Raw genomic sequence first — 21,934 nt, 5'->3', positions numbered from 1 at the left:
CTTTCACCCGCCCAGCCACTCACGAGCTAGTCCAGCTCCGCGGCTTCCGTCCGCAGGTCTGAGACCCGGCCCGGGTTCGTCCATTCGCAGAGCCGCACGGCCAGCGCGTACTGTTCCCGCGCCGCGCCCACGCTCCCCCCGGCCCGGAGGATGCGCGCGAGCGTGGCGCGCAGGACGCCCTCCTGCAGCTCCAGCTGACGCGCCGTCGCCAGCTCGACGCCTTCGCGGGTGTAGCGCTCGGCCGCGGCCCGATCACCGGCGCGCAGGTGCAGCTCGGCCAGGTTGTTCAGGGACACCACGGCGTAGCTGTCGTCACCCAGCTCGCGGTCGATCTCCAGCGAACCCAGCTGGTGGGCGATCGCCTCCTGGACGCGCCCGGCCCGCTTCTCCGTCTCGGCGCAGTTGGCCAGAGCCTGACCGCGCAGCTCGAGGTCGCCGGTCCGCTCGGTCTCGGCCACCGCCTCGCGCAGCCGCTCGATCGCCTCGTCGTGGTGCGACAGCAGGGAAAGCGCGCTACCGAGGTGGATGTTGGCCGAGGTCACCAGCCGCTTGTCGCCCAGTTCGGACGCCAGGTCGAGAGCGCGCTCGGCGTCGGCGAGGCAGCCCTGCGGCAGCTCGAAGGTCAGCGCGATGGCGCAGCGGGAGATGAGCATCCAGCACTGCCCGAGCACCTCGCCGGCGGCTTCGGCCGCGGCCAGTCCGAGGTCGACCAGGCGGTTCCAGTCGTCGGAGAGCGGGTGGACCACCCGGTAGGTGTGCGCGACCCGCGCCAGCCGCCAGACGTCGGAGTACCGGCCGGCGGCGTACGCGGCGTCGAGCACCGCCAGCAGGTTCGGCCATTCTGCGGCGAACCAGCGCTGGGCCTCGTCGAACGTCCGCAACGGGGGCAGCTCGTCGGCCGGGCGCGAACCGGTGAAGTCGAGCGAATCCACGATCCGCAGCATCCGGCGCCGCGCCGTGTCCGAGGCGGCCTGGTAGTAGGACACCGCCCGGCCCAGCCCCGCGGACCGCTCGTCACTGTCCAATTCGGACTCGGCCAGCTCGCGCAGGTACAGCCGGACCAGGTCGTGCGGGGCGAACACGTCACGCGCGGTCTCGGCCAGCAGGTTGTGCGTCGCGAGCGCCCGCAGCGCGCGCCGGGCCGGGCCGACCGGGATCCGCGCCACCGCGGCCATCAGCTGCGGGCCCACGGACTCGACCGGCAGGGCGCCGAGCCACCGCAGTGGCCGCGCCAGGTCCGGGGACAGACCGCGGAGGGAGACGTCGAACGCCGCCCGCACCCCGCTGTCGGTGCCGTCGGTGCCGTCGACCTGCAGCGCGGCCAGCCGGGTGCGCTCGTTGCCCAGCTCGTCCACCAGGTCCTTGCGGGTCCACTGTGGACTGGAGGACAGCCGGGCGCCGGCGATCCGCAACGCCAGCGGCAGGTAGCCGCAGAGCCGGGCCAGCGCGTGGTTCAGGTCGAAGTCGCCCGGGCCGGCCAGCTCCTCGATCACGCGCACGGCGGCCTCGGGCGCGAGCGTGCCCAGCACCCGCACCCGGGCGGCGTTCGAAACGGCCAGCCCCTCCAGCCGCGAACGGCTGGTCACCACGGTCATCGAGCGCGAGCCGGGCGGCAGCAGCGGGCGGACCTGCTCCACCGTGCGCGCGTCGTCGAGCAGCACGAGCATCCGCCGCCCGGCGATCAGCGAGCGGTACAGCGCGACCCGCTCGTGCAGCCGTTCCGGCACCTCGCTGGACGCGACGCCGAGGCCGAGCAGGAACTGCGTCAGCAGGTCCGCGGGCGCCAGCGGGGCTTCCCGGGCGTCGAACCCGCGCAGCGAGGCGAACAGCACGCCGTCCGGGAAGAACCGGCCCGCGCGGTGCGCCCACCACACGACCAGCGCGCTCTTGCCGACCCCGGCCGTGCCGGAGACCACGGCGACCGTGCTCCCGGCCGTCCCGGCCAGCCCGTCGAGCCACGCCAGCTCCTCGTCCCGCCCGGCCAGCGCCGGCAGCGCGGCGGGCAGTTGCAAAGGCGCCGGCCCCGGCTCGGCCCGCTGCGGCCCGGTCACCTCGCGCAGGCCCAGGTCGTCGTTGAGCACCCGCTCGTGCAGCCCGCGCAGTTCGCTGCCGGGCTCGACCCCGAGCACGCGCAGCGTGGCCCGCGAAACCGTGCGGTAGAGCTCGAGCGCGTCGCCGCGGCGGCCCGCGTGGTACAGCGCGCGCATGAGCTGGCCCGCGGTGCGCTCGGCCAGCGGGTCGGCCCGGACGATCGGGCTCAGCTCGACGATCAGTTCGTTGTGGCGGCGCAGGCGGAGGTCGGCGTCCACCCGGGCGCCGTGCACGGCCAGGCGGAGGTCCTCGAGTTCGGGCGCCCGCACGGAATCGGGCACACCGGACAGCGCGGGCCCCTGCCACAGGGCCAGCGCTTCCGCGAGCAGGACCGCGGCCCGCTTCGGCGGCTCCAGCGCGGCGTGCTCCAGCAGCGCCCGCGCACGGTGCGCGTCGATCCGCTCCAGGTCGATCGAGAGCCGGTAGCCGGGCGGGCTGGTCAGGATCTGCGCCACCGGCCCGTCCGGCATGTCACGCAGCATCCGGCGCAGCTGCGAGACGTTGCCGTGCACGATGGTCCGCGCGGTGGCGGGCGGATCGTGGCCCCACAACGCGTCGATGATCTCTTCCAGCGCCACGACCTTGCCGGCCCGCAGGGCCAGCAAGGCGAGCAGTCCGCGCACCCCGGGCCCGCCGATGGCCACGGCGCGGTCGCCGTCGAGCAGGCGCACCGGCCCGAGCAGTTCGACGCGCGCGCCGGCCCCGATTTCGGCCATGCTCCAGCGCACCTCCCCGGCTGTTCCGGCGTCTCCCCCGCCAGGAACGTCAACCTACCGTGATCGAGAGCTGACAGATACAGCTCTTTCGTGGACGATGCCCTTCGGGCGACCACCGATCGGCCCTCGTCTCACCGTGCGTGGCGCAACTTCGGCAGCTCGACCTCGGTGTTGCCCCGAATGTCGTAACGCAGCGACGGGGGCGGAGCGGAAAAAACGAATCCGGCCCCGCGCCATCAGTTCCCGAACTGATGGTGCGGGGCCGGACTCGATACGCGTCAGCCAGGCCGCCAGGGGGCGCGGTCTGCCCGACCTCGGGTCGTCCCCGGGCGGTCGGGTGGGCTCACCCCGAGCTGAAAACCCGGACCGCCGCGGACAACTCTTCCGCCGCGGCCCCGAAGGGCCGGAGCGGAGTGGCAAGAAGGTAACAGGGCGCGCATCGCCCGCTACTTCCGACCCGCCGCCGGGGACCGATGCTGCGCTGTTGATCACAAATCCGGCCGCAGCGGGAGCGCCCACGGTCCGGGACGGTCACCGTTCGAGCGGCGTGCTGTCCCGCGCGGCGATGAACGACGGCCGGGGCGCCTTCGCCGCGAACGGCTCCTGCAACGGGTTCTCGACGCTGTTGAACACCAGGAAGATGTTCGACCGCGGGAACGGCGTGATGTTGTTGGCCGAGCCGTGCATGATGTTCGAGTCGAACCACAGCGCCGAGCCGGCCGGTCCGGTGAACTGGTCGATGCCGTGCTCGGCCGCCAGCTTCGTGATGTCGTCCTCGGCCGGCACCCCGACCCGCTGGTCCTTCAGCGATTCCTTGTAGTTCTGCTCCGGGGTCTCGCCCGCGCACTGCACGAAGGCGCGCTGCGAGCCCGGCATGATCATCAGGCCGCCGTTGTACGGGTGGTTGTCGGTCAGCGCGATCGAGCAGCTGACCGCGCGCGGGGACGGCATGCCGTCCTCGGCGTGCCAGGTCTCGAAGTCCGAGTGCCAGTAGAACCCCGTGCCCCGGAAGCCGGGCATGTAGTTCACCCGGCTCTGGTGGATGTAGACCTCGGAGCCGAGGATCTGCCGCGCCCGGTCCAGCACCCGGGGGTCGCGGACCAGCTCGCGGATCAGCCCGGACAGCTCGTGCACCTCGAAGACCGACCGGACCTCGCCGGTCTTCGCCTCGGTGACCACCCGCTCGTCGTCGCGCAGCGACTCGCCGGAGGACAGGCGCGTGAGCTCCTGCCAGTAGGTGTGGACCTCACCGGGTGAGAGCAGTCCCCCGTCGATGGTGTAGCCGGTGACCTCGTGGTGGTTCAGCGCGGCGGCATCCAGCGGACCGTCGGCCTCGGTGCCCCACACCGTGGGGTGCACGCGGGGGAGCTGGTCCGGCGTTCCGGTGATCCGGGTCGGGTAGCGGTCTTCGACCTGGGTGCCCATCGGCCTCACAGTGACTCGCCTCCTGATCGTCTTGTGGTGTGCTCGGCGTGGCGGGGACGGGAGCGGGGGCCCGGCCGGGCTCAGTCCTCGGTGACCAGCGGGTACACGCCGTTTTCGTCGTGCACCTCGCGGCCGGTGACCGGCGGGTTGAACACGCACACGCACTTGATCTCGGTCTTCGGCCGGACCTGGTGCCGGTCGTGGTCGTCGAGCAGGTAGAGGGTGCCCGGCCGCAGCGGGTGGACCTCGCCGGTGGCCAGGTCCTCGATCTCGCCCTCACCGGAGGTGATGAACACGGCCTCGATGTGGTTGGCGTACCAGAAGTCGTTCACCGTGCCCGCGTAGAGCGTGGTCTCGTGCACCGAGAACCCGACCCCCTCCTTGGCCAGGACGATGCGCTTGCTGCGCCAGTTCGGGGTCTTGATGTCGGCCTCGGTGTCGGTGACCTCGTCGAGGGTGCGGACCAGCACGGGCGGCTCCTAACTTGTTCCGGTCCGAGGCTACTGGCCCAGGACCGTGGCGACGGACTCGTCGACGATCGACAGTCCCTGGGTCAGCTCGTCGTCGGTCAGGGTGAGCGGCGGCAGCAACTTCACCACCTCGCCGTCCGGACCGGAGGTCTCCATCAGCAGGCCGCGCTCGAACGCGGCCCGGCACACCGCGCCGGCCAGGTCGCCGTCGGCGAACTCGATGCCGCGCGCCAGCCCGCGCCCCTTGGCGACCAGGTTGGCGTCCGGGTGGGCCTCGACGAGGTCGGTGAAGGCGGCGCCGATGCGCTCGCCCTTGGCCTTGGTGGACTTCTCCAGCTCGTCGTCGCTCCAGAAGGTGCGCAGCGCTTCGGTGGCGGTGACGAACGCGGGGCTGATGCCGCGGAAGGTGCCGTTGTGCTCACCCGGCTCCCACACGTCGAGCTCCGGCTTGATCAGCGTGAGCGCCATCGGGAGGCCGTAGCCGCTGATCGACTTGGACAGGCAGACCATGTCCGGGGTGATGCCGGCGTCCTCGAAGCTGAAGAACGCGCCGGTGCGGCCGCAGCCCATCTGGACGTCGTCGAAGATCAGCAGGACGCCGTGCCGCTCGCACAGCTCGGACAGCCCGCGCAGCCAGTCGAGGCGCGCGGCGTTGATGCCGCCTTCGCCCTGCACGCCTTCGACGATCACCGCGGCCGGCTCGTTCAGCCCGCTGCCGGAGTCTTCGAGCAGCTTCTCGAAGTACAGGAAATCCGGCATGGCGCCGTCGAAGTAGCGGTCGTAGGGCATCGGGGTCGCGTGCACCAGCGGGATGCCGGCGCCCCCGCGCTTCATCGAGTTGCCGGTCACCGACAGCGCGCCCAGGGTCATGCCGTGGAAGGCGTTGGTGAAGTTGATGACCGATTCCTTGCCGGTCACCTTGCGGGCCAGCTTCAGCGCGGCCTCCACGGCGTTCGCGCCGCCGGGGCCGGGGAAGACGACCTTGTAGTCCAGCTCGCGCGGTTCGAGGATCTTGGCCTGGAACGTCTCCAGGAAGTCCCGCTTGGCCACGGTGAACATGTCCAGCGCGTGCGTGACGCCGTCCCGCTGGAGGTAGTCGATCAGGGCGGCCTTGAGCTTCGGGTGGTTGTGCCCGTAGTTCAGCGCGCCGGCCCCGGCGAAGAAGTCGAGGTAGGGCCGACCGCCCTCGTCGTGCAGCCAACTGCCCTGGGCGCGGTCGAAGACCACCGGCCAACTGCGGCTGTAGCTGCGCACTTCCGATTCGAGCTCTTCGAAGATGCTCATCACGTTTCCTTGCTCCTGCCTCGCCCCGAATGGCACGGATTACTGGCGGGCCAACGGTCCGATCCGGTAAAGGTCTTCGGGTGCGTGTCCGCCTTCACCGTCTTCCGGGAAATCCCCGGCCTCGAACAGGCGACTGCTCGCCAAATCGGTGTTCCACCGCTTCGCGAACGAAGCGAACAACCGGATCGAGGCCTCGTTGTCGGGGGTGATCGTGGTCTCCAGGTAGCGGACCCCGCTGTCCACCAGCCGCTCGCCGAGCTGGTCGAGCAGCCGCCCGGCCAGGCCCTGCCCCCGCTGGGACGAGTCGACGGCCACCTGCCACACGAGCGCGGCTTCGGGTTCCGCCGGCTTCCGGTAGGCGATGACGAATCCCACCGCCGCACCATCGACCCGGGCCACCACCGAACTCTCCGAGAAATCGCGACACCACAACAGGTACGCGTATGCGGAGTTCAAATCGAGCTTCTGCGAATCGCGCGCGATTCGCCAGAGGGTGGCGCCATCGGCCTTGGTCGGGGATTCGATCAAGTGCTTTCCGGACATAATGAGGAAACGTAACAGAGAATTTTCCCGTCGCCAGCGACGCGGGCCACACCCACCCCCGTCGACCAGGGGGAACGCGAGCCCCGTGGTGAGGAGCCCCACAAAGCCGTTTGGCTTTTCCGGGACCGGGGCAAGTGCCTGCGTCCCGAGTTCCCGGGGAACGTCCGGCGCCGGATTCAGGTGGCCAGCTGCTCCAGGATCAGCACCTGGGCCTCACCCACGGCGAAGCCCAGCATCGCGCCGGTCGCGATCAGGATCCACTCGTCCTGCTGGAAGGCCGGGCGCAGCAACTGCTCGAACTCCTCCGGTGACAGCTCCTTCATCTTGTCCACCAGCACGTTGCGGATGTCCATCGCATCGGTGGCGTAGTCCTCGATGTAGCGCATGGTCTCCGGCAGCCGGGTCATGATCTGCTCGGCGATGGACAGCTTCACGTCCTGGTACCGGCGCCCGCCGATGGCGAACACCAGCAGCGGCTTGGCGACGTTCGCCGCGCGGCCCAGCTCGGCGTCGAGCTGCCGCTGGATCAGCGCGAGCACCCGGTCGGACAGCGGTCCGCGCAGCACGGCCTCGATGACGTTGTGCGGGGTGATGATCTCCTTCGCGATCAGCTCGCCGTACGCTTCGGCCACCTCCGCGCGCCGCTTGAGGAACAGCCCCTGCCACTGCACGCCGAAGTACCGTTTCGGCTCCAGCGGGTAGAAGATCATCCGCAGCGCCAGCCAGTCGGTGAACCAGCCGGTGAACAGGCCGAACACCGGCATGATCGGCGGGAACTTGAACAACACCCAGGCGATCATCTGGATCACGCCGATCAGCCCGCCGAAGACCAGCCCGGAGCGCGCGATGAACTTGAACTCCTCGGCCCCGGCCTCCTGGAAGATGCGGTTGAGCAGCCGCTTGTCCTTGACCAGGCTGGCGACCACCATGCCCTTGAGGTCGAACACACTGTCCACATCGGACTTGATCAGCTCCAGCACGGCCTTGACCATGTGCGGCGACTCGGCCTGCACCCGCTGGATCACCAGCCGCTGCACGCTGACCGGCAGCGACTCCCACAGCCCCGGCTGGTAGTGCCCGGCGACCTCGCGCACGATGTCCTCGACCGCGGCGAGCAGTGGTTTTTCGATCTCGCGGGCGATCCGGTCCGCGTCCAGCCGCGCGACGACCTCGGCCGGCTGGATCAGTTGCTCGGTCATCGTGTCGCAGGCGATGCTGGCCATCCGCGCGGCGCGCTTGGGCACGATGCCCTGCCAGCCGAGGAACGGCTTGATCCCGATGAACTCCACCGGCTGGAACATCATCCGGATCGCGACCAGCTTGGTGCCGTAGCCGATCAGCGCGGCGACCACGGGGATCGAGACGTACAGCCCCCAGTGCCGGGTGAAGTCGTCGAAGACGCCGGAGACGAAGGCGCCCACTAGGCGAGGCTCGGGTCGCAGGCCTGCCAGAACTGCGCGCCGAGCCGTGAGATGTGCACGGTCCGGCGGATCACCTTGACCCGTTTGACCCGTTTCTCCACCTCGCGCACGGTCTCGTCGGTCAGCAGGATCTCGTACTGCGTCTCCAGCGAAGGCACCTCCTCGTCCAGCTCGACCAGGCCCAGCCCGATCAGCCGGGTGAGGTAGCCGGGCACCTGGTCGGGCAGGGACACCCCGGCCGACTTGCCGACGGTGGAGGCGTTGCGCAGCACGATCCGCCCGGTGGCGCCCACGCCCGTGCGCTCGGCGACGTCGACGGCCGGGAACGGCGAGCCGTCCGACAGCGCCGAGAGGATGCGCGCCTCGTCGGGCGTGAGCTGGCGCAGGATGGTCGCGTACAGGTACTCGCGGGCCCGCTCGCGCCCGAAGCCGATGGAGTGGTTGAGCAGTTCGGCCATCGCAGCGCGCAGCGGCTCGTCGTGGTGGCGGACGGGCACGAGCGTCGCACCCGCCTCGACCACCCGTGGGTTGCCGTCGTTGCGGTTCATCGCGGAAGCCGCGGCCAGCGCCGCGTGGTACGGGTCGTCGACGTCGTCGAGCCGGCGCCGCAGTTCCCCGAGCAGGGTGCGCTCGACCTGGCGGATGCCGCGCTCGGCGGTGTCGACCCCCGGCAGCTTCCGGCCGAACTGGAAACCGGTGCGCGCGGCCCAGCCGGCCACTCGCCCGGCCCGGCGCGCCAGATCCACGACTTCGTTCGGTCGCTGGTGGTCCACGGGCGGGCTCCCCTCTGTGCTCGCGCTGATGCTACCTGCGAGTAGGCCGGGTAGCCCTGTGACGGACAGCTCGGGCCGGCTGTTTGGATGACGCCCATGACCGCGCCGCACTGGGGTCCGCCGATCGACGTCCTGCCGCTGCTCGCGCGGGAGGAGCAGGCCCTGGTGGACGTGCTGACCGGGCTCGACGCCGCCCAGTGGGCCGCGCCCACGGCCTGCGCCGGCTGGACCGTGCACGACCTGGTCGCCCACGTCCTGGGCGGCAAGCTCGGCCGCCTCTCCCGCGACCGCGACGGCTACCGCGTCGACGAGCCGCACCCGGGCGAGACCGTCCCGGCGTTCGTCGACCGCATCAACGCCGAGTGGGTGCTCGCGCTGCGCCGGCTTTCGCCCGAGGTGCTGTTCGCGATGCTGGTGGACAGCACCTCACAACTGACCGACCTGTGGAAGCGCCAAGACCTCGACGAGCCGGGCGGACCGATCGGCTGGGCCGGCCCGGAGCCGGCGCCGCTCTGGCTGGACGTGGCGCGGGAGTACACCGAGTACTGGGTGCACCAGCAGCAGATCCGGGCCGCGGTGGGCGCGGAGCCGCTCGACGAGCCGGAGTTCCGGGCGCCGGTGGTGGACACGTTCGTGCGCGCGCTGCCGTTCACCCTGCGCTCGGTGACCGCGCGCGCCGGGCGCCAGGTCGGCTACACCGTGACCGGGCCTTCGGGCGGCCGCTGGACCGCGCGTTCGACCGGTACGGGCTGGGTGCTGGACCGCGGCGCACCCGGCTCACGCTCGCCGCTGGCGACCGTGACCACCGATCCGGACACCTTCTGGCGGCTCTGCACCCGTGCGGTGCAGCCCGCGGAGGTCTCGGCGAAAGTCGAGCTCAGCGGGGACGAAAACGTTTGCGCGACGATGCTCGGGATGGTTTCGATCCTCGTCGGCTGAGTGGTCGGCCGGTTTCAGCGGCTCGGTGGCTCAGCGGCGGCGCGGGCGGCGGGCCTGCTTGCGCAGTTGCAGGATCCGCGCGCCGCCGATCAGCGCGACCAGCGCGGCGCCCGCGATCACGGCGAACAGCATCGCCACGGCCAGCGGCATGCTGCCTTCGGCGCCGAGGAAGTGCACGGTCACCGTGTCGAGGTTCTGCAGGATGAAGACCAGCAGGAACGCCAGCACGACGATCGCCACGATCACCGCGACCCAGGTGCCGCTGATCCGGGTCGGCTTGATCTTCGAGGGCCGGGCCGACGGCGTCGGCACCGGCTTCACCTCCTCCGGACCGGGACGGACGTCGCCGGCCCGGTCCACCGCGGGCTCTCCCGCACCCGGGACCACCACGGGCGCCGCTTCGGGAACTTCGTGGACTTCGGGGATCGCGGCACCGGTGGGGTGGTCGTCTCGCGCGTGGGCCATGCCCCGATTGTCCGCCCGGACGCGCACGAACGCTGGCCTGTTGCCCTAATGGGTGAGTTCGGTGTCCCGCAGAACGCGCAGCGTGTTCAGTCCCGCGAGCTTCGCGCACTCTTCGTCACTCCAGCCGCGCTCCATCAGCGCGGCGAACAGCACCGGGTACTTCGAAACGTCCTCGAGTCCCTCCGGCAGCGCGCCCACTCCGTCGTAGTCACCGCCGAGGCCGATGTGGTCGATGCCCGCGACCTCACGCGCGTGCTCGACGTGCGCGACGACGTCCGCCACGGTCGCCGCGGGCTTCGGCGGCGCGTCCCAGGTCCCGGCGAACCGGCCGCGCTGCCCGAGGTCGAGGAAGTCCTGCCCGGCGGCGGCCATCGCGGCCTTGAGCTGCTCGTCCCAGGCCGTGACCGCGGCGGAGACGAAGCCGGGCACGAAGGTGACCATCGCGACGCCGCCGTTCGACGCCAGTTGCCCCAGCACGTCGTCGGGGACGTTGCGCGGGTGGTCGTTGACCGCAACGCACGAGGAGTGGCTGAAGATCACCGGCGCGCTGGACACCTTCAGCGCGTCTCGCATCGTGCTGGGCGCGACGTGCGAGAGGTCCACGAGCATGCCGATCCGGTTCATCTCGCGCACGACCTCGCGGCCGAACTCGGTGAGCCCGCCGTGCACCGGCTCGTCGGTGGCGGAGTCGGCCCAGGTGGTGTTGAAGTTGTGGGTCAGGGTCAGGTACCGGACGCCGAGGCGGCGCAGGCTCCGCAACACCCCGAGCGACTCCCCGATGCTGTGCCCGCCCTCCGCGCCCAGCAGCGACGCGATCCGCCCCTCGGCGAACGCGGCCTCGGCCTCGGTCGCCGTGTCCACCAGCCGCAGCCGGTCCGGGTACCGCTCGGCCAGCTGGTGCACGAGCTCCACCTGCTCCAGCACGGCCGTCACGGCGCTGTGGCCCTCGAACTGGCAGGGCACGTACACCGACCAGAACTGCAGGCCGAGCTTTCCCGCCGCGAGCTTGGGGAAGTCGGTGTGCAACGAGGGCTGCCGCGCGGTCAGGTCCAGCGCGGCGGCCGCCTCGACCGGGTTTGGCCCGCCCTGCATCCGCAGCGCCCAGGCCAGGTCGTTGTGGCCGTCGGCCAGGATGGTGGTGTCCAGCAGGTTCTTCGCCCGTTCGAGCGCCCCGGAAGTCATGGCCCCGACCCTAGCGCCGAGCGGGGCGGCGGCCCCGGCGGTCGCCGGTGGGCCGGCTCGGTCACCGCACAGTCTCTCGCGCGTAAGAAATAGCGGTACCGTGGTTCCCGTGACCCCTGACCCGTGTACGGACGACGACGAGATCGTGACCTGGTGGGGGCTGGTGATCGAGGGCTACCTCGCCACGCAGAACCGGCTCATGGGCGAGATCACCGACCGGTTCGGCCTGGCCCCGGCGTCGTTCGACATCCTGCTGCGCCTGGTGCGCTCCCCCGAGCACCGCATGCCGATGACCCGCCTGGCCACCGAGGCCGCCCTCTCCAGCGGCGGCTTCACCAAGGTGGCCGACCGCCTGGCCGCCGCGGACCTCATCCGCCGCGTCCCCAGCCCGGACGACCGCCGCGTCACCTTCGCCGCCCTCACCGACCACGGCCTCGACGTCGCCGAACGCGCCCGCACGGCCTGCGCGGAGATCCTGCGCCGCATCGTGCTGACCCCCCTCTCCGACGACGCCCCGGCCCTGGCCGAAGCCATGCGCACGTTGCGGACGGTGAACGGCTGAGCGGGTTCACCCGTTCCGGGCTTCGTCCCTTTTACCCGGATCCGCCCGCCGGGGAGCCCCGTCTGCCTCCGGTGACACGGCGAAGAAGGGACACACACCACGATGTGGGGCGAGACCGATCTCCAGACGCTTTCCGCGCTCGTGGTCCGCACCCTGGCCGCCGATCCGGGCCTGCGCGCCGACGCGGAGGACGCCTGCCAGTCCGCCTGGCTCGAACTCCTGCGGCGGCCCGTGGCGCTGCGCGACCAGACCCGCCTCGGCGGCTGGCTGACCACGGTCGCCCGCCGCCACGCGGCCCGCGCGATCGCCCGCCGCACCCGCGGCGAGACCGGACCCGACCACCGGCCACCGCTGTCACCGGAGCCCGCCGCGCTGGCGGCCGAAGAGGCCACTGCCCTGTGGCGCGCGGTTTCCCGCCTGCCCGAGCGGCACCGCCGGCTGGTGGTGATGCTGGCCTACTACCCCGAGCTCTCGCCGGGTGAGCTGGCCCGCGAACTGGGCATCGCCCCGGCCAGCGTCTCGACCCTGCGCCGCCGGTGCCTCGCCGCCCTTCGACGGCACCTGGTCGCCGAGGGCTTCGGCGGCCGCTGAAGAACTACCGCAGCCCCGGCATCAACCGCAGTGCATTACCCGAAAGAACGCCTTCCAGCACGTCCTCCGGCAGCCCCAGTTCCGCGACCGCCCGCACGTTCACCGCGGTCCCCGGCACCCCCGGCCAGTCCGTGCCGAAGATCCACTTGCGCGCCAGCCGCACCGGATCGAAGCGCGCGTAGTACTCCGGCAGCTTCTTCGGCGGCAACCCGGCCAGGTCCAGCCACACATTCGCCTTGGCCTGCGCCATGAACGCGGCGACGTCGTACCACCAGCCGCGGCCGCCGTGCGCGAAGACGAAGTTCACCGACGGGAAGTCCTCCACCACGTCCGAAAGCAGCATCGGATCGCCATAACTCGCGCGCGAACCGGGAAACCGGCTCAGTCCCGAGTGGAGGATCACCGGCACGCCCCGCGTCGCGCACAGCTCGTACACCGGGTAGAGCTCCTTGTCCGCCGGGGAGAACACGCCGTGCACCGGGTGCAGCTTCAGGGCCACCGCACCCAGGTCGAGCTGGCGCGCCACCTCGTCACGGGCCGGGTGGTGCAGGTGCGGATTGATGTTCGCGACCAGCCGGAACCGCTCCGGGTTGTGCGCCACCAGCGGCAGGTTGTCCTCGATCGGCTGAATACCCGTCGCCCGCGGGCTGTACTCGGAAAACAGCAGCACGCGGTCGACGCCCTCGGCGTCCATCAGCTCGTCCATGGCCGCGGGGATCACCGCGCCGTCCTCGTCGTACACCGTGCGCCACGGGTACGAGCCGGCGAAGTCGCGGGCCCAGTCCAGCCAGGCCGGCTTCAGCGTGGGCAGGCGCGGGGCGTGGACGTGGGCGTCCACCACGAAACGACCGTCGATCATGCGCGCCAGTCGATCACAGCCGGCGCTGCGCCCGCGACCAGCGACTCGCGGACCAGCTCGCGGACCACGTTCCGGCGGACCTTGCCGGTGGCCGTCTTCGGCAGCTCGGCCAGCTCCACCACCCCGCGCGGGCGCTTGAACGCCGCCAGCCCCGCGCGGCAGAACTCGATCAGCTCGTCGGCGTCCACCCGCTGCCGCGGCGCCGCGACCACGCACGCCACCGGTTTGTCCAGGCCGTCGGAGTCCGGCGCCGAAACCACCGCGACCTCGGCGACGGCCGGGTGCTCCAGCAGCCGTTCCTCCACTTCGGACGGTGACACCCAGATCCCGCCCGACTTCATCATGTCGCCGAAGCGGCCGAGACAGGTGTACGTACCGTCCTCGTTGCGCAGGTAGCTGTCGCCCGTACGCAGCCATTCCCCCTGGAAGACCCGCTTCGTGGCTTCGTAACGCGCCCAGTAGCCCGAGGCCGTGGACGGACCCGAGACGAACAGCTCGCCCGCCTGCCCGTTCGCCTCGATCAGCGCGCCCGCCTCGTCCCGCAACTGCACCTCGTACCCGGGCACGGCCACCCCCGTGCTGCCCGGCCGGATCGCCCCCGGACGGTTGGACAGGAAGATGTGCAACGCCTCGGTGGACCCGATCCCGTCCAGGACCGCCACGCCGAACCGGTCCCGGAAACGCTCGAAGATGCCCGCCGGCAACGGTTCTCCGGCCGAGACGGCGCACCGCACCGAGGCGAACGAATCGTCCGGGACCTCGCTCGCCAGCACCGCGGCGAAGAAGGTGGGGACGCCGAAGAACAACGTCGGACGGTCGGCCTTCGCCCGCGCCGCGAACAGCTCGGGCGTCGGGCGGGCGGGCTCCAGCAGCGTCGTCCCACCGGCGGCGAGCGGGAAGAACGCGGAATTGCCCAGACCGTAGGCGAAGAACAGCTTCGGCACGGACAGGAACCGGTCCTCCGGCGTGGTCTCGAGGATGTGCCGGGCGTAGGTCTCGCACACCGCGCGGATGCTCGCGTGCCGGTGCATCGCCCCCTTCGGCTGCCCGGTGGTACCCGAGGTGTACAGCCACAGCGCCGGCGAATCCTCCCCGGTGCGCGCCGGGGCGAGGTCCGGATCGCGGGCCGCGGTCACCTCGGCCCAGTGGTGGGCCCGGACCCGCGACGGGAACTGCGCCGGGTCCGCCCGGTCGAGCAGCACGTCGGTCACCTCCGGCGCGACCCCCAGCGCCGCCACCGCCGGTCCGGCGAACTCGCCGGACACCGCCAGCACCCGCGCCCGCGAATCGGCCAGCACCCGGCCCAGCTCCAGCCCGGTGACCATGGTCGACACCGGCACCGCGACCGCACCCGCGAGCATCGTCCCGAGGATCCCGGTGAGCAGCTCGACGTCGTCGACCAGGCACAGCATCACCCGCTCCTCCGGCCGCACGCCCAGCGTCCGCAGTCCGGACGCGAACCGGTGCACCTCCGCCGTGAGCTCGGCGTAGCTGAGGGTCCGCCGTGCGGACACCACCGCGGGCGCGTCCGGCCGCCCCCCGCCCAGCAGGTACTCGGCGGCGTTGAACCGGCCGGTCGCCGGAACCGTCACTGGCCCCCCTCAGGTGAGGTGCACGTACTCGTAGTCGAACGGCTTGCCGTTGATGCCCTGGCGCGGCGGCGCGACCCAGCCGGCGATCTTGCCCCGCTCGTACACCGGGTGCATGAGCGAGCGCACGAAGGTCAGGTCCTCGGTCGTGGGCAGCCACCGGTGCTTCGCGGCCGACCACGTCGCCTCGTCGACGATGGTGCCGTCGGGAGTGACGTGGTGGCCGGAGTTTATGCCGACCTCGCGGTTGAAGCCAGGGTGCGGCAGCTCGAACCGGAAGCCGATGCCGGCGTCGTCGAGGATCTTGTTCCAGCGCTTGACGCCGGTCTGGCAGTCGGCCACGTACTCCCCGCGCAGGTCGAGGTTGAGCAGCAGGATGGCCTGCAATTCGTCGGTGGTCCAGGTGCCGTCGCCGAGCGGGCGGTCCAGCGTGCGGGCGTCGTCGGTGAGCTTGTGGTCGTCCTTGCGGCGGCCCTCCTGCCAGCGGCCCTTGAGCCCGGCGGTGTAGTAGTTCGCCGCGTTGGTCGAGGTCTCGCTGCCGAACAGGTCCAGCGAGACGGTGTAGTGGAAGTTGAGGTAGCGCTGGATCAGGTCCAGCGGGATGCCGCCGTGCGAGCCGATGTCGAGGGTGTCGTGCTCGCGCACCAGGTCGGCGCTGCGCTGCACCACGCGGTCGACGCCGGTGGTGCCGACGAACATGTGGTGCGCCTCCTCCTTCAGCATGAACTCGCACGTGCGCGAGAGCGGGTCGAACGAGCTCTCCTTGAGCGTGCCCAGCTGGTACTTGCCGTCGCGGTCGGTGAAGTAGGTGAACATGTAGAAGGCCAGCCAGTCGGCCGTCTCCTCGTTGAACGCGCCGAGGATGCGCGGCGCGTCCGGGCTGCCGGAGTTGCGCAGCAGCAGGCTTTCCGCCTCGTCCCGGCCCTCCCGGCCGAAGTGGGCGTGCAGCAGGTAGACCATCGCCCACAGGTGACGGCCCTCCTCGACGTTCACCTGGAACAGGTTGCGCAGGTCGTACAGGCTCGGCGCGGTCAGCCCGAGCCGGCGCTGCTGCTCGACCGAGGCGGGCTCGGTGTCGCCCTGGATCACGATCAGCCGCTGCAGGTCCGCGCGGTACTCGCCCGGCACCTGCTGCCACACCGGCTCACCCCGGTGCTCGCCGAAGCCGATGCGGCGGTCCGGGTCGCGCTCGGCCAGGAAGATGCCCCAGCGGTAGTCCGGCACGTTCACGTGGTCGAAGTGGGCCCAGCCTTCGCGCCCGACGCTGACCGCGGTGCGCAGGTAGACGCCCTCGGTCCGCAGCGTCGGGCCCATCTCGCCCCACCAGTCCATGAACTTCGGCTGCCAGCCCTCCAGGGCCCGCTGCAGCCGCCGGTCGTCGGCCAGGCTGACGTTGTTGGGGATCTTGGCGTCGTAGTCGATCCGTTCGGGCATCTGCTCAGACCCGCTTCCTGTCGAAGACCGCCTTCTGGCCCGTGCCGTAGCGGCGGAGGGCGCCCTCGGGCCCGGAGGCGTTCGGTCGGGTGAAGATCCAGTTCTGCCAGGCCGTGAGCCGGCCGAAGATCTTGGTCTCGATGGTCTCCGGGCCGACGAACCGGTGGTTCGCCTCCATCCCGGTGAGCGCGTCGGGGCTCAGCGAGGCGCGGCCCTCCAGCGCGATCCGGATCTCGTCCTCCCAGTCGAGGTCGTCCGGGGCGTCGGTGACCAGGCCCAGCTCGACGGTCTCGGCCGGGCTCAGGGCGTGGCCGCGCTCGCGGGTCAGCCAGTCCAGGTGGTCGTCGTCGCCGTAGAAGCGCGACTGCAGCCGGGTGAGGCCGTTGCCCATCGGGAACGGGCCGAAGTTGGCCTCCGACAGGATGATCGACGCCCGCTGCCCGCTCTGCTCATCGTCGATCGGCGGACCGTCCAGGATGTACTGGCGATCGGCCGCCAGCGCCAGCTCCAGCAGCACCCCGGCGAAGCAGCTCCCCGGCTCGATCAGCGCGACGAGCGTGCGGCTGGTGACGTCGAGGCGTTTGAGCGTGCGCTTGTAGTAGTGCAGGATTTCGTTGCCCAGCCAGTCCTTCGCGCCGAGCACCACCTGTTCGCAGGCGAGCACCTTGGCCGGGTCGCCCTCGGTGCGCAGCACCCAGGTGCCCAGCTCGTCTTCGTTGGTGCGCAGGCGGAGGATGGCGTCGTCCAGCTCCCGGGTCATCGCCAGCAGCCAGCCTTCGGCCCCCTCTTCGTGCAGGTCGCCGGGGTCCGTCCGCGGACCGCGGACGGTGATCGTGGCCAGCGCGCCGGCCCGGTCGCAGACGACGTCGACGAACCGGTACTCCAGTCCGCGTTCGGTGACCTCGCAGGTCAACGGGGTCAGCTCGACCCCGGCCTCCGCGGGCAGGCGGCCGGAGCCGTCGGCCAGGTCCCGCGCCCGGGCCAGCACGGTCTCGCGGAACTCCTGGCGCGGCACCAGCTCGTCGACCAGGCGCCAGTCGACGGCGGTCCGGCCCTTGATCCCGTCGGCCCGCGTCGCGAACACGTCCGCCCGGTCACGGCGCACGCGGCGCTTGTCGACCACCCGGGTCAGCCCGCCGGTGCCGGGCAGCACGCCGAGCAGCGGCACCTCCGGCAGCGCGACCGTCGAGGAATTGTCGTCCACCAGCAGGATCTGCTCGCAGGCCAGGGCGATCTCGTAACCGCCGCCCGCGCAGCTCCCGTTCACCGCGGCCAGGTACCGCTGGCCGGAGTGCTCGGTGGCGTCCTCGATGCCGTTGCGGGTCTCGTTGGTGAACTTGCAGAAGTTCACCTTCCAGTGGTGCTCCGAGGCGGCCAGCATGCGGATGTTGGCGCCGGCGCAGAACACCTTCTCCTTGGCGCTGGTCAGGATGACCGCGCGGACCCCGGGGTGTTCGAACCGCAGCCGCTGGGTGGCGTCGTAGAGCTCGATGTCGACCCCGAGGTCGTACGAGTTGAGCTTCAGCTCGTACCCGGGCACGATGCCGCCGTCGGCGTCGACGTCCATCTCCAGCCACGCGACGTCGTCGTCCACGGTCAGGCGCCAGTGCCGGTAGTGGTCCGGGTGGCGCTCGAAGGTCACCGGTGCGGGGGTCGTCACCCCGTCGATTGTCTACACATTAATGACCAGCGTCAACGTTGTGTAGGACTTGACCGGCGTCCCTCACCCGGTTGAGCCGGGCGGCGGCCCAGCAGACGAAGACCCACAGCGCCAAGGCGGACACCACGTCGGTGAACACCGTGGCGTACCAGAACGCCGGGATCCGCACCGGGCCAACCAGGAAGTGGCCCGCCGTGGCGAGCCCGGAAAGCGAATAGACCAGCAGGAAAGCCAGCGAACGCCAATACCGCCCGGCGCGGTAATCGCGGTAACCGAGCGCGCCGAACGCCGTGAACAGCACCCAGCCGAAGGCGACCAGCACCCGCGTGGCCGGGACGCCGACACCCGGGACCTGGGGGTAGTCCTGCGCCCGGAGGACGTTGTGCGAGTAGTGCAGGACCGTGGTGAGCAGCGTGAACCCCAGGATCACCCGAAGGGGGACAAGGCCCTTTTCCTTGAGGACGTCCACGGTCTTCGCCCCTTCCGCGCTCTAGATAGATCGCTCTAGCGAGGAGGATACCCGCTGCTCGGGCCGTCGGACCAGGTCGATTTCTATAGTTCACCCCGGGATGACCGGCTTGGGCGGACGCGACCGCCATGGGGACGTTCGTGGCCGTAGCGCTCGGTACTTCCGGTCCGTAGGGCGCTTTGGACCAGCGCTACCCGGGCCCTGGCGTCAGCAGGTCTTTCCCAGCGTTGCCGTGAGGCCGCGCCGGGGTTCGGTGCTGGAGTGGGAGGCTTCGAACACGTACTCGCCCCCGTTGTGCCGCCAGGCGCCGGCCCGCCAGGTCTCCACCGCCCGCGGCTCGACGTGGACCAGGGCCGTGACCTCTTCGCCCGGGCCCGCCTCGACGGTCGCGAAGCCCGCGAGCCAGCGGGCCGGTCGCTCCGCGTCGGGCGGCACCGGGGAGAGGTAGACCTGCACGACTTCGCGGCCGGCGCGGTCGCCGGTGTTGCGCAACCGCACGCGGACCGCCGCCCCGCCCTCCGGCGTCGGGGCGACGGCCAGGTCGTCGTAACTCCAGGTGGTGTAGCCGAGGCCGTGGCCGAAGTGGTACGCGGCGTCCGGCTGGGCTGCGCGGTAGCCGATGAACACGTCCTCGTCGTACTCGAGAACTCCTTCGTGCGGCTGGACGTTCGTCACCGGGCTCCGCGCGAGCGTCGCGGGCCAGGTGGTCGGGAGGCGTCCGCCGGGCTCCTCGTGTCCGAAGAGGACATTCGCCAGCGCCGCCCCGCCGGACTGGCCGGGGAACCAGGTCAGCAGGATCGCCGCGACGTCCTCGCGCCAGGGCAACTCGACCGGCGCGCCCGCGTTGAGCACCACCACGGTGTTCGGGTTGGCCGCGGCGACCTTGGCCACCAGTTCGTCCTGACGGCCGGGCAGCCGCAGGGAAGCGCGGTCGAAGCCCTCGCTTTCGACCTCGGCCGTGGTCCCGACCACCACCACCGCGACCTCGGACAGCCCGGCCAACCGCACGGCCTCCTTCATCGCGGCGTCCGGGTCCGGCCCCGGCGCCTGGTGGCCGAGGCCGAAAACGAGCCAGGCGAACGAACCCTGCGCGAAGGCGCGCAGATCCTCGGGCACGCGGTAGGTGAGCCGGACGTCGACCGTCCGCCCCGCCTCCAGCTCGATTTCGCGGCGGTGCTCCCGCACCTTCATGATCGCGGCGAAGAGGTCGCCGGAAGGGGTGCTGGGGCCGTCGAAGAGGGTCTGGCGGTCGACCGTCAGCGTCAGGTGGCCCAGGCCGGTGAGGCCGAAGGTGTGCCGTCCGGAAACGGCCGGGGTGAACGTGCCGGCGATGTCGACCGATTCCAGCGTGGCGAGGTCGAGCCCGCGCGGCAGATCCCCGATCCAGTCGATTTTTCCTTCCCGGAGGGCGAAAGTGGCGAGTTCGGAGCCGCCCGCGTCGTGCACCATCGCACGGAGCCGGAAATTGTCGGTGGCCGGCGGTAGCGTCGTCCGCGGGTCGGCACCGACGGTGTAGCGCAATTCGGTGCCGTGAGGAAGGGCGGCCCGCAGGCCGTCCAGAGGGGAGACGACGTGGTCGGGGAACACGGTGGCGCTGCCGCCGCCGAGGATCTTGGGCTCGGCGGCGAGCGCGCCGATGAGCACTACGCTTTTCGGCGACTTCAGCGGAAGCACGGTTTTCTTGTTGCGCAGCAGCACGAAAGACCGTTGCGCGACTTCTTGCGCGAGCGCTTCTCCGTCTACTTCGGACTGCTTCGGCGGCTTCTGATCGGTGAACGCGTGCGTGCGGTCGGCCAGCAGCAGCACCCGCCGGACCATGTCGTCCACCCGCCGGGGGCTGACCTGCCCGGCGCGCACGGCCTCGGCCAGGCGCTCGCCGTAGACCGTGTTCGGGCCGGGCATCGCGATGTCGAGCCCGCCCTTGGCCGCGCCGATCGTGTCCCGCGCGGCGAGCCAGTCCGAGACCACCACCCCGTCGAAGCCCCACTCGCGGCGGAGCACCCCGTTCACCAGTGCGTCGTGCTCGGTCATGGTGCGGCCGTTGACGCTGTTGTAGGCGGCCATCACGCCCCAGGGCCTTGCTTGGCGCACAATGGTTTCGAAGGGCGCGAGGTAGAGCTCGCGCAGCGCGCGCTCGGACACGTGCACGTCGACGGTGAAGCGCTCGGTCTCGGAATCGTTGGCCACGAAGTGCTTCACGGTCACCCCCACGCCGCCCTCCTGCACCCCGATCACGAAACCGGCGCCGATCAGCCCGGTCAGCAAAGGATCTTCGGAGTAGCACTCGAAGTGCCGCCCGCCCAACGGCGAACGGTGCAGGTTGACCGTGGGCGCGAGCACCACGTGCACCCCCTTGCGCCGCGCCTCGAGCGCGAGCAACCCGCCGACCCGCCGAGCCAGCGCGGGATCCCAGGTCGCGGCCAGCGCCGTCGGGCTCGGCAACGTCACCGAAGGATCCTCAGCGCTCCAGTGCTCACCCCGCACCCCGACCGGCCCGTCCGAAAAGACCACCGCCCCGAGCCCGATCCCCGGCACCGCGGGCAACGACCAAACCGCGGCCCCGGCGAGCAACCGCGTTTTGGTGTCGAGATCCAGCTCGTTCAGCAGCGCGTCCAGGTCACGAGTCACCAGTCGGAGACTAGCCCAAGTTCCCGCCCAGTCACCACGGCCGAAACCTCACACCCATCCGGCCCCCACCTAGGCCTTCGCGCCTTTGCGCCATTCGGCCCCCTCGGACCGCATCCCCGCCCCACGCCGTCTCCCACCCTCCGCCTTCCCTCGTCCCCCCCACCCTCCTATACCCCGCCTTCCCTCGTCTCCTCACCCTCCTACACCCCATCTTCCCTCTTCTCCCCCGCCTCCTACCCCCGCTTTCCCCGTCTCCTACCCCCGTCTTCCGTCGTCTCCCAACCTGCCGCCTTTCCACCTCGCCGCGCTGCCCGGCCCCACGCCATCCAGCCCCGCACCATCCGGCCCCACAGCCCAGTCCTCCGATACCCACCCCTTCACCGAACTCGCCAACCTTGCGTCATCCAGTCCACAATCCAGCTCACCGACAACCCACCACCCAGCCAAACCCACCCAGCTTTCCTCTATCCGACCCCACAATCCGGCTCTCCCATGCCTTCACCTCACCGAACCATCCGGCCTGGCGACACCCAGACACTCCCGCCCAGCTCCCCACTGCTCGCCACCACACCAAACTTCCCCAGCCCGCGCCATCTGGATCCCCAGCCCGGCCCTCCACCGCTCGCCGTTGCACCGAGCTTTTCCACCCCGCACCGTCCCGCCCTTCAGCCCAAGACATCCGCCACCCGCAACCGAGCCGAACTTCCCCACCCCGCAACCACCCCGCTCCTCGAACCGGATCTCCACCGCCCGCAAATTCGCCGACTCATCGAACTTGCCGACCCCGCACCATCCGGTCCCACAACCCAAATCACCGCACCCGCCACCACGCC

18 protein-coding genes are annotated in these 21,934 nt (G+C 71.0%); 3 read left to right on the top strand and 15 right to left on the bottom strand.

Annotated elements, in window-relative coordinates:
• Positions 1–26 precede the first annotated feature (26 nt).
• The 7 genes from NYF13_RS09055 to NYF13_RS09025 all read right to left on the bottom strand — a co-directional run bounded on the left by NYF13_RS09055 (position 27) and on the right by NYF13_RS09025 (position 8,723).
• Complete coding sequence (locus tag NYF13_RS09055; protein WP_315655581.1) at positions 27–2,807, bottom strand: BTAD domain-containing putative transcriptional regulator; 2,781 nt, start codon at positions 2,805–2,807, stop codon at positions 27–29.
• A 531-nt stretch (positions 2,808–3,338) separates the two neighbouring features.
• A complete protein-coding gene (gene thpD, locus NYF13_RS09050) occupies positions 3,339–4,232 on the bottom strand; it encodes an ectoine hydroxylase (RefSeq protein ID WP_315655579.1) in 894 nt (297 codons plus the stop codon).
• An 80-nt stretch (positions 4,233–4,312) separates the two neighbouring features.
• Positions 4,313–4,702 carry an ectoine synthase gene (locus NYF13_RS09045; RefSeq protein WP_315655578.1) on the bottom strand — a complete coding sequence of 130 codons (390 nt, stop codon included), beginning with the start codon at positions 4,700–4,702 and terminating at the stop codon, positions 4,313–4,315.
• Between the two features lie 30 nt (positions 4,703–4,732).
• The gene (gene ectB / locus NYF13_RS09040) at positions 4,733–5,986 is read right to left on the bottom strand and encodes a diaminobutyrate--2-oxoglutarate transaminase (protein ID WP_315655577.1); all 1,254 of its coding nucleotides are present in this window, start codon (positions 5,984–5,986) and stop codon (positions 4,733–4,735) included.
• A gap of 39 nt (positions 5,987–6,025) precedes the next feature.
• Positions 6,026–6,529 carry a diaminobutyrate acetyltransferase gene (gene ectA / locus NYF13_RS09035; RefSeq protein WP_315657273.1) on the bottom strand — a complete coding sequence of 168 codons (504 nt, stop codon included), beginning with the start codon at positions 6,527–6,529 and terminating at the stop codon, positions 6,026–6,028.
• A gap of 176 nt (positions 6,530–6,705) precedes the next feature.
• The gene (locus NYF13_RS09030) at positions 6,706–7,950 is read right to left on the bottom strand and encodes a DUF445 domain-containing protein (protein WP_315655574.1); all 1,245 of its coding nucleotides are present in this window, start codon (positions 7,948–7,950) and stop codon (positions 6,706–6,708) included.
• Entirely contained in the window at positions 7,950–8,723 is a 774-nt protein-coding gene (locus NYF13_RS09025) for an Abi-alpha family protein (RefSeq protein ID WP_315655572.1), read from the bottom strand. The genes NYF13_RS09030 and NYF13_RS09025 overlap by 1 nt, the downstream gene beginning before the upstream one ends.
• A gap of 87 nt (positions 8,724–8,810) precedes the next feature.
• Between NYF13_RS09025 and NYF13_RS09020 the strand changes: the two genes are divergently transcribed.
• Positions 8,811–9,662 carry a maleylpyruvate isomerase family mycothiol-dependent enzyme gene (locus tag NYF13_RS09020; protein WP_396286815.1) on the top strand — a complete coding sequence of 284 codons (852 nt, stop codon included), beginning with the start codon at positions 8,811–8,813 and terminating at the stop codon, positions 9,660–9,662.
• A 30-nt stretch (positions 9,663–9,692) separates the two neighbouring features.
• On the opposite strand, the gene NYF13_RS09015 is transcribed toward NYF13_RS09020, so the two are convergent.
• Positions 9,693–10,127: a lipopolysaccharide assembly protein LapA domain-containing protein gene (locus NYF13_RS09015; RefSeq protein WP_315655570.1), complete on the bottom strand. Its 435-nt coding sequence runs from the start codon at positions 10,125–10,127 to the stop codon at positions 9,693–9,695.
• Between the two features lie 45 nt (positions 10,128–10,172).
• Positions 10,173–11,309 (bottom strand): dipeptidase, encoded by a 1,137-nt coding sequence (locus NYF13_RS09010; RefSeq protein ID WP_315655568.1) that lies wholly within the window; start codon positions 11,307–11,309, stop codon positions 10,173–10,175.
• Between the two features lie 109 nt (positions 11,310–11,418).
• On the opposite strand from NYF13_RS09010, the gene NYF13_RS09005 reads away from it, so the two are divergent.
• Positions 11,419–11,871 (top strand): MarR family transcriptional regulator, encoded by a 453-nt coding sequence (locus NYF13_RS09005; RefSeq protein ID WP_315655567.1) that lies wholly within the window; start codon positions 11,419–11,421, stop codon positions 11,869–11,871.
• Between the two features lie 102 nt (positions 11,872–11,973).
• Entirely contained in the window at positions 11,974–12,462 is a 489-nt protein-coding gene (locus NYF13_RS09000; protein ID WP_315655566.1) for a sigma-70 family RNA polymerase sigma factor, read from the top strand.
• Between the two features lie 4 nt (positions 12,463–12,466).
• Here the strand turns inward: NYF13_RS09000 and NYF13_RS08995 are convergent, their stop codons facing one another.
• From NYF13_RS08995 to NYF13_RS08970, 6 genes are all read right to left on the bottom strand, one after another.
• Positions 12,467–13,321 carry an amidohydrolase family protein gene (locus NYF13_RS08995; protein ID WP_315655564.1) on the bottom strand — a complete coding sequence of 285 codons (855 nt, stop codon included), beginning with the start codon at positions 13,319–13,321 and terminating at the stop codon, positions 12,467–12,469.
• Complete coding sequence (locus tag NYF13_RS08990; RefSeq protein ID WP_315655563.1) at positions 13,318–14,913, bottom strand: benzoate-CoA ligase family protein; 1,596 nt, start codon at positions 14,911–14,913, stop codon at positions 13,318–13,320. The genes NYF13_RS08995 and NYF13_RS08990 overlap by 4 nt, the downstream gene beginning before the upstream one ends.
• A gap of 9 nt (positions 14,914–14,922) precedes the next feature.
• Positions 14,923–16,344 (bottom strand): benzoyl-CoA 2,3-epoxidase subunit BoxB, encoded by a 1,422-nt coding sequence (boxB, locus tag NYF13_RS08985; RefSeq protein WP_315655562.1) that lies wholly within the window; start codon positions 16,342–16,344, stop codon positions 14,923–14,925.
• A 4-nt stretch (positions 16,345–16,348) separates the two neighbouring features.
• Complete coding sequence (boxC, locus tag NYF13_RS08980) at positions 16,349–18,004, bottom strand: 2,3-epoxybenzoyl-CoA dihydrolase (RefSeq protein ID WP_315655561.1); 1,656 nt, start codon at positions 18,002–18,004, stop codon at positions 16,349–16,351.
• A gap of 19 nt (positions 18,005–18,023) precedes the next feature.
• A complete protein-coding gene (locus tag NYF13_RS08975; protein ID WP_315655559.1) occupies positions 18,024–18,473 on the bottom strand; it encodes a hypothetical protein in 450 nt (149 codons plus the stop codon).
• 207 nt (positions 18,474–18,680) lie between these two features.
• Positions 18,681–21,101, bottom strand: coding sequence for a glycoside hydrolase family 3 C-terminal domain-containing protein (locus NYF13_RS08970; protein WP_315655557.1), 2,421 nt, complete (start codon positions 21,099–21,101; stop codon positions 18,681–18,683).
• Positions 21,102–21,934: the final 833 nt, after the last annotated feature.

Source organism: Amycolatopsis sp. PS_44_ISF1 (genome assembly GCF_032335455.1).
In the GTDB taxonomy this organism is placed as follows: Bacteria; Actinomycetota; Actinomycetes; order Mycobacteriales; family Pseudonocardiaceae; genus Amycolatopsis.
This window is presented reverse-complemented; position numbering and strand designations above follow the sequence as displayed.

Coding starts and splice junctions, on each gene's coding strand:
- NYF13_RS09010 (WP_315655568.1), bottom strand. CDS start 11,309: ATGACTTCCGGGGCGCTCGAACGGGCGAAGAACCTGCTGGACACCACC.
- NYF13_RS09015 (WP_315655570.1), bottom strand. CDS start 10,127: ATGGCCCACGCGCGAGACGACCACCCCACCGGTGCCGCGATCCCCGAA.
- thpD (WP_315655579.1), bottom strand. CDS start 4,232: ATGGGCACCCAGGTCGAAGACCGCTACCCGACCCGGATCACCGGAACG.
- NYF13_RS09000 (WP_315655566.1), top strand. CDS start 11,974: ATGTGGGGCGAGACCGATCTCCAGACGCTTTCCGCGCTCGTGGTCCGC.
- NYF13_RS09020 (WP_396286815.1), top strand. CDS start 8,811: ATGACGCCCATGACCGCGCCGCACTGGGGTCCGCCGATCGACGTCCTG.
- boxB (WP_315655562.1), bottom strand. CDS start 16,344: ATGCCCGAACGGATCGACTACGACGCCAAGATCCCCAACAACGTCAGC.
- NYF13_RS08995 (WP_315655564.1), bottom strand. CDS start 13,321: ATGATCGACGGTCGTTTCGTGGTGGACGCCCACGTCCACGCCCCGCGC.
- ectB (WP_315655577.1), bottom strand. CDS start 5,986: ATGAGCATCTTCGAAGAGCTCGAATCGGAAGTGCGCAGCTACAGCCGC.
- NYF13_RS09055 (WP_315655581.1), bottom strand. CDS start 2,807: ATGGCCGAAATCGGGGCCGGCGCGCGCGTCGAACTGCTCGGGCCGGTG.
- ectA (WP_315657273.1), bottom strand. CDS start 6,529: ATGTCCGGAAAGCACTTGATCGAATCCCCGACCAAGGCCGATGGCGCC.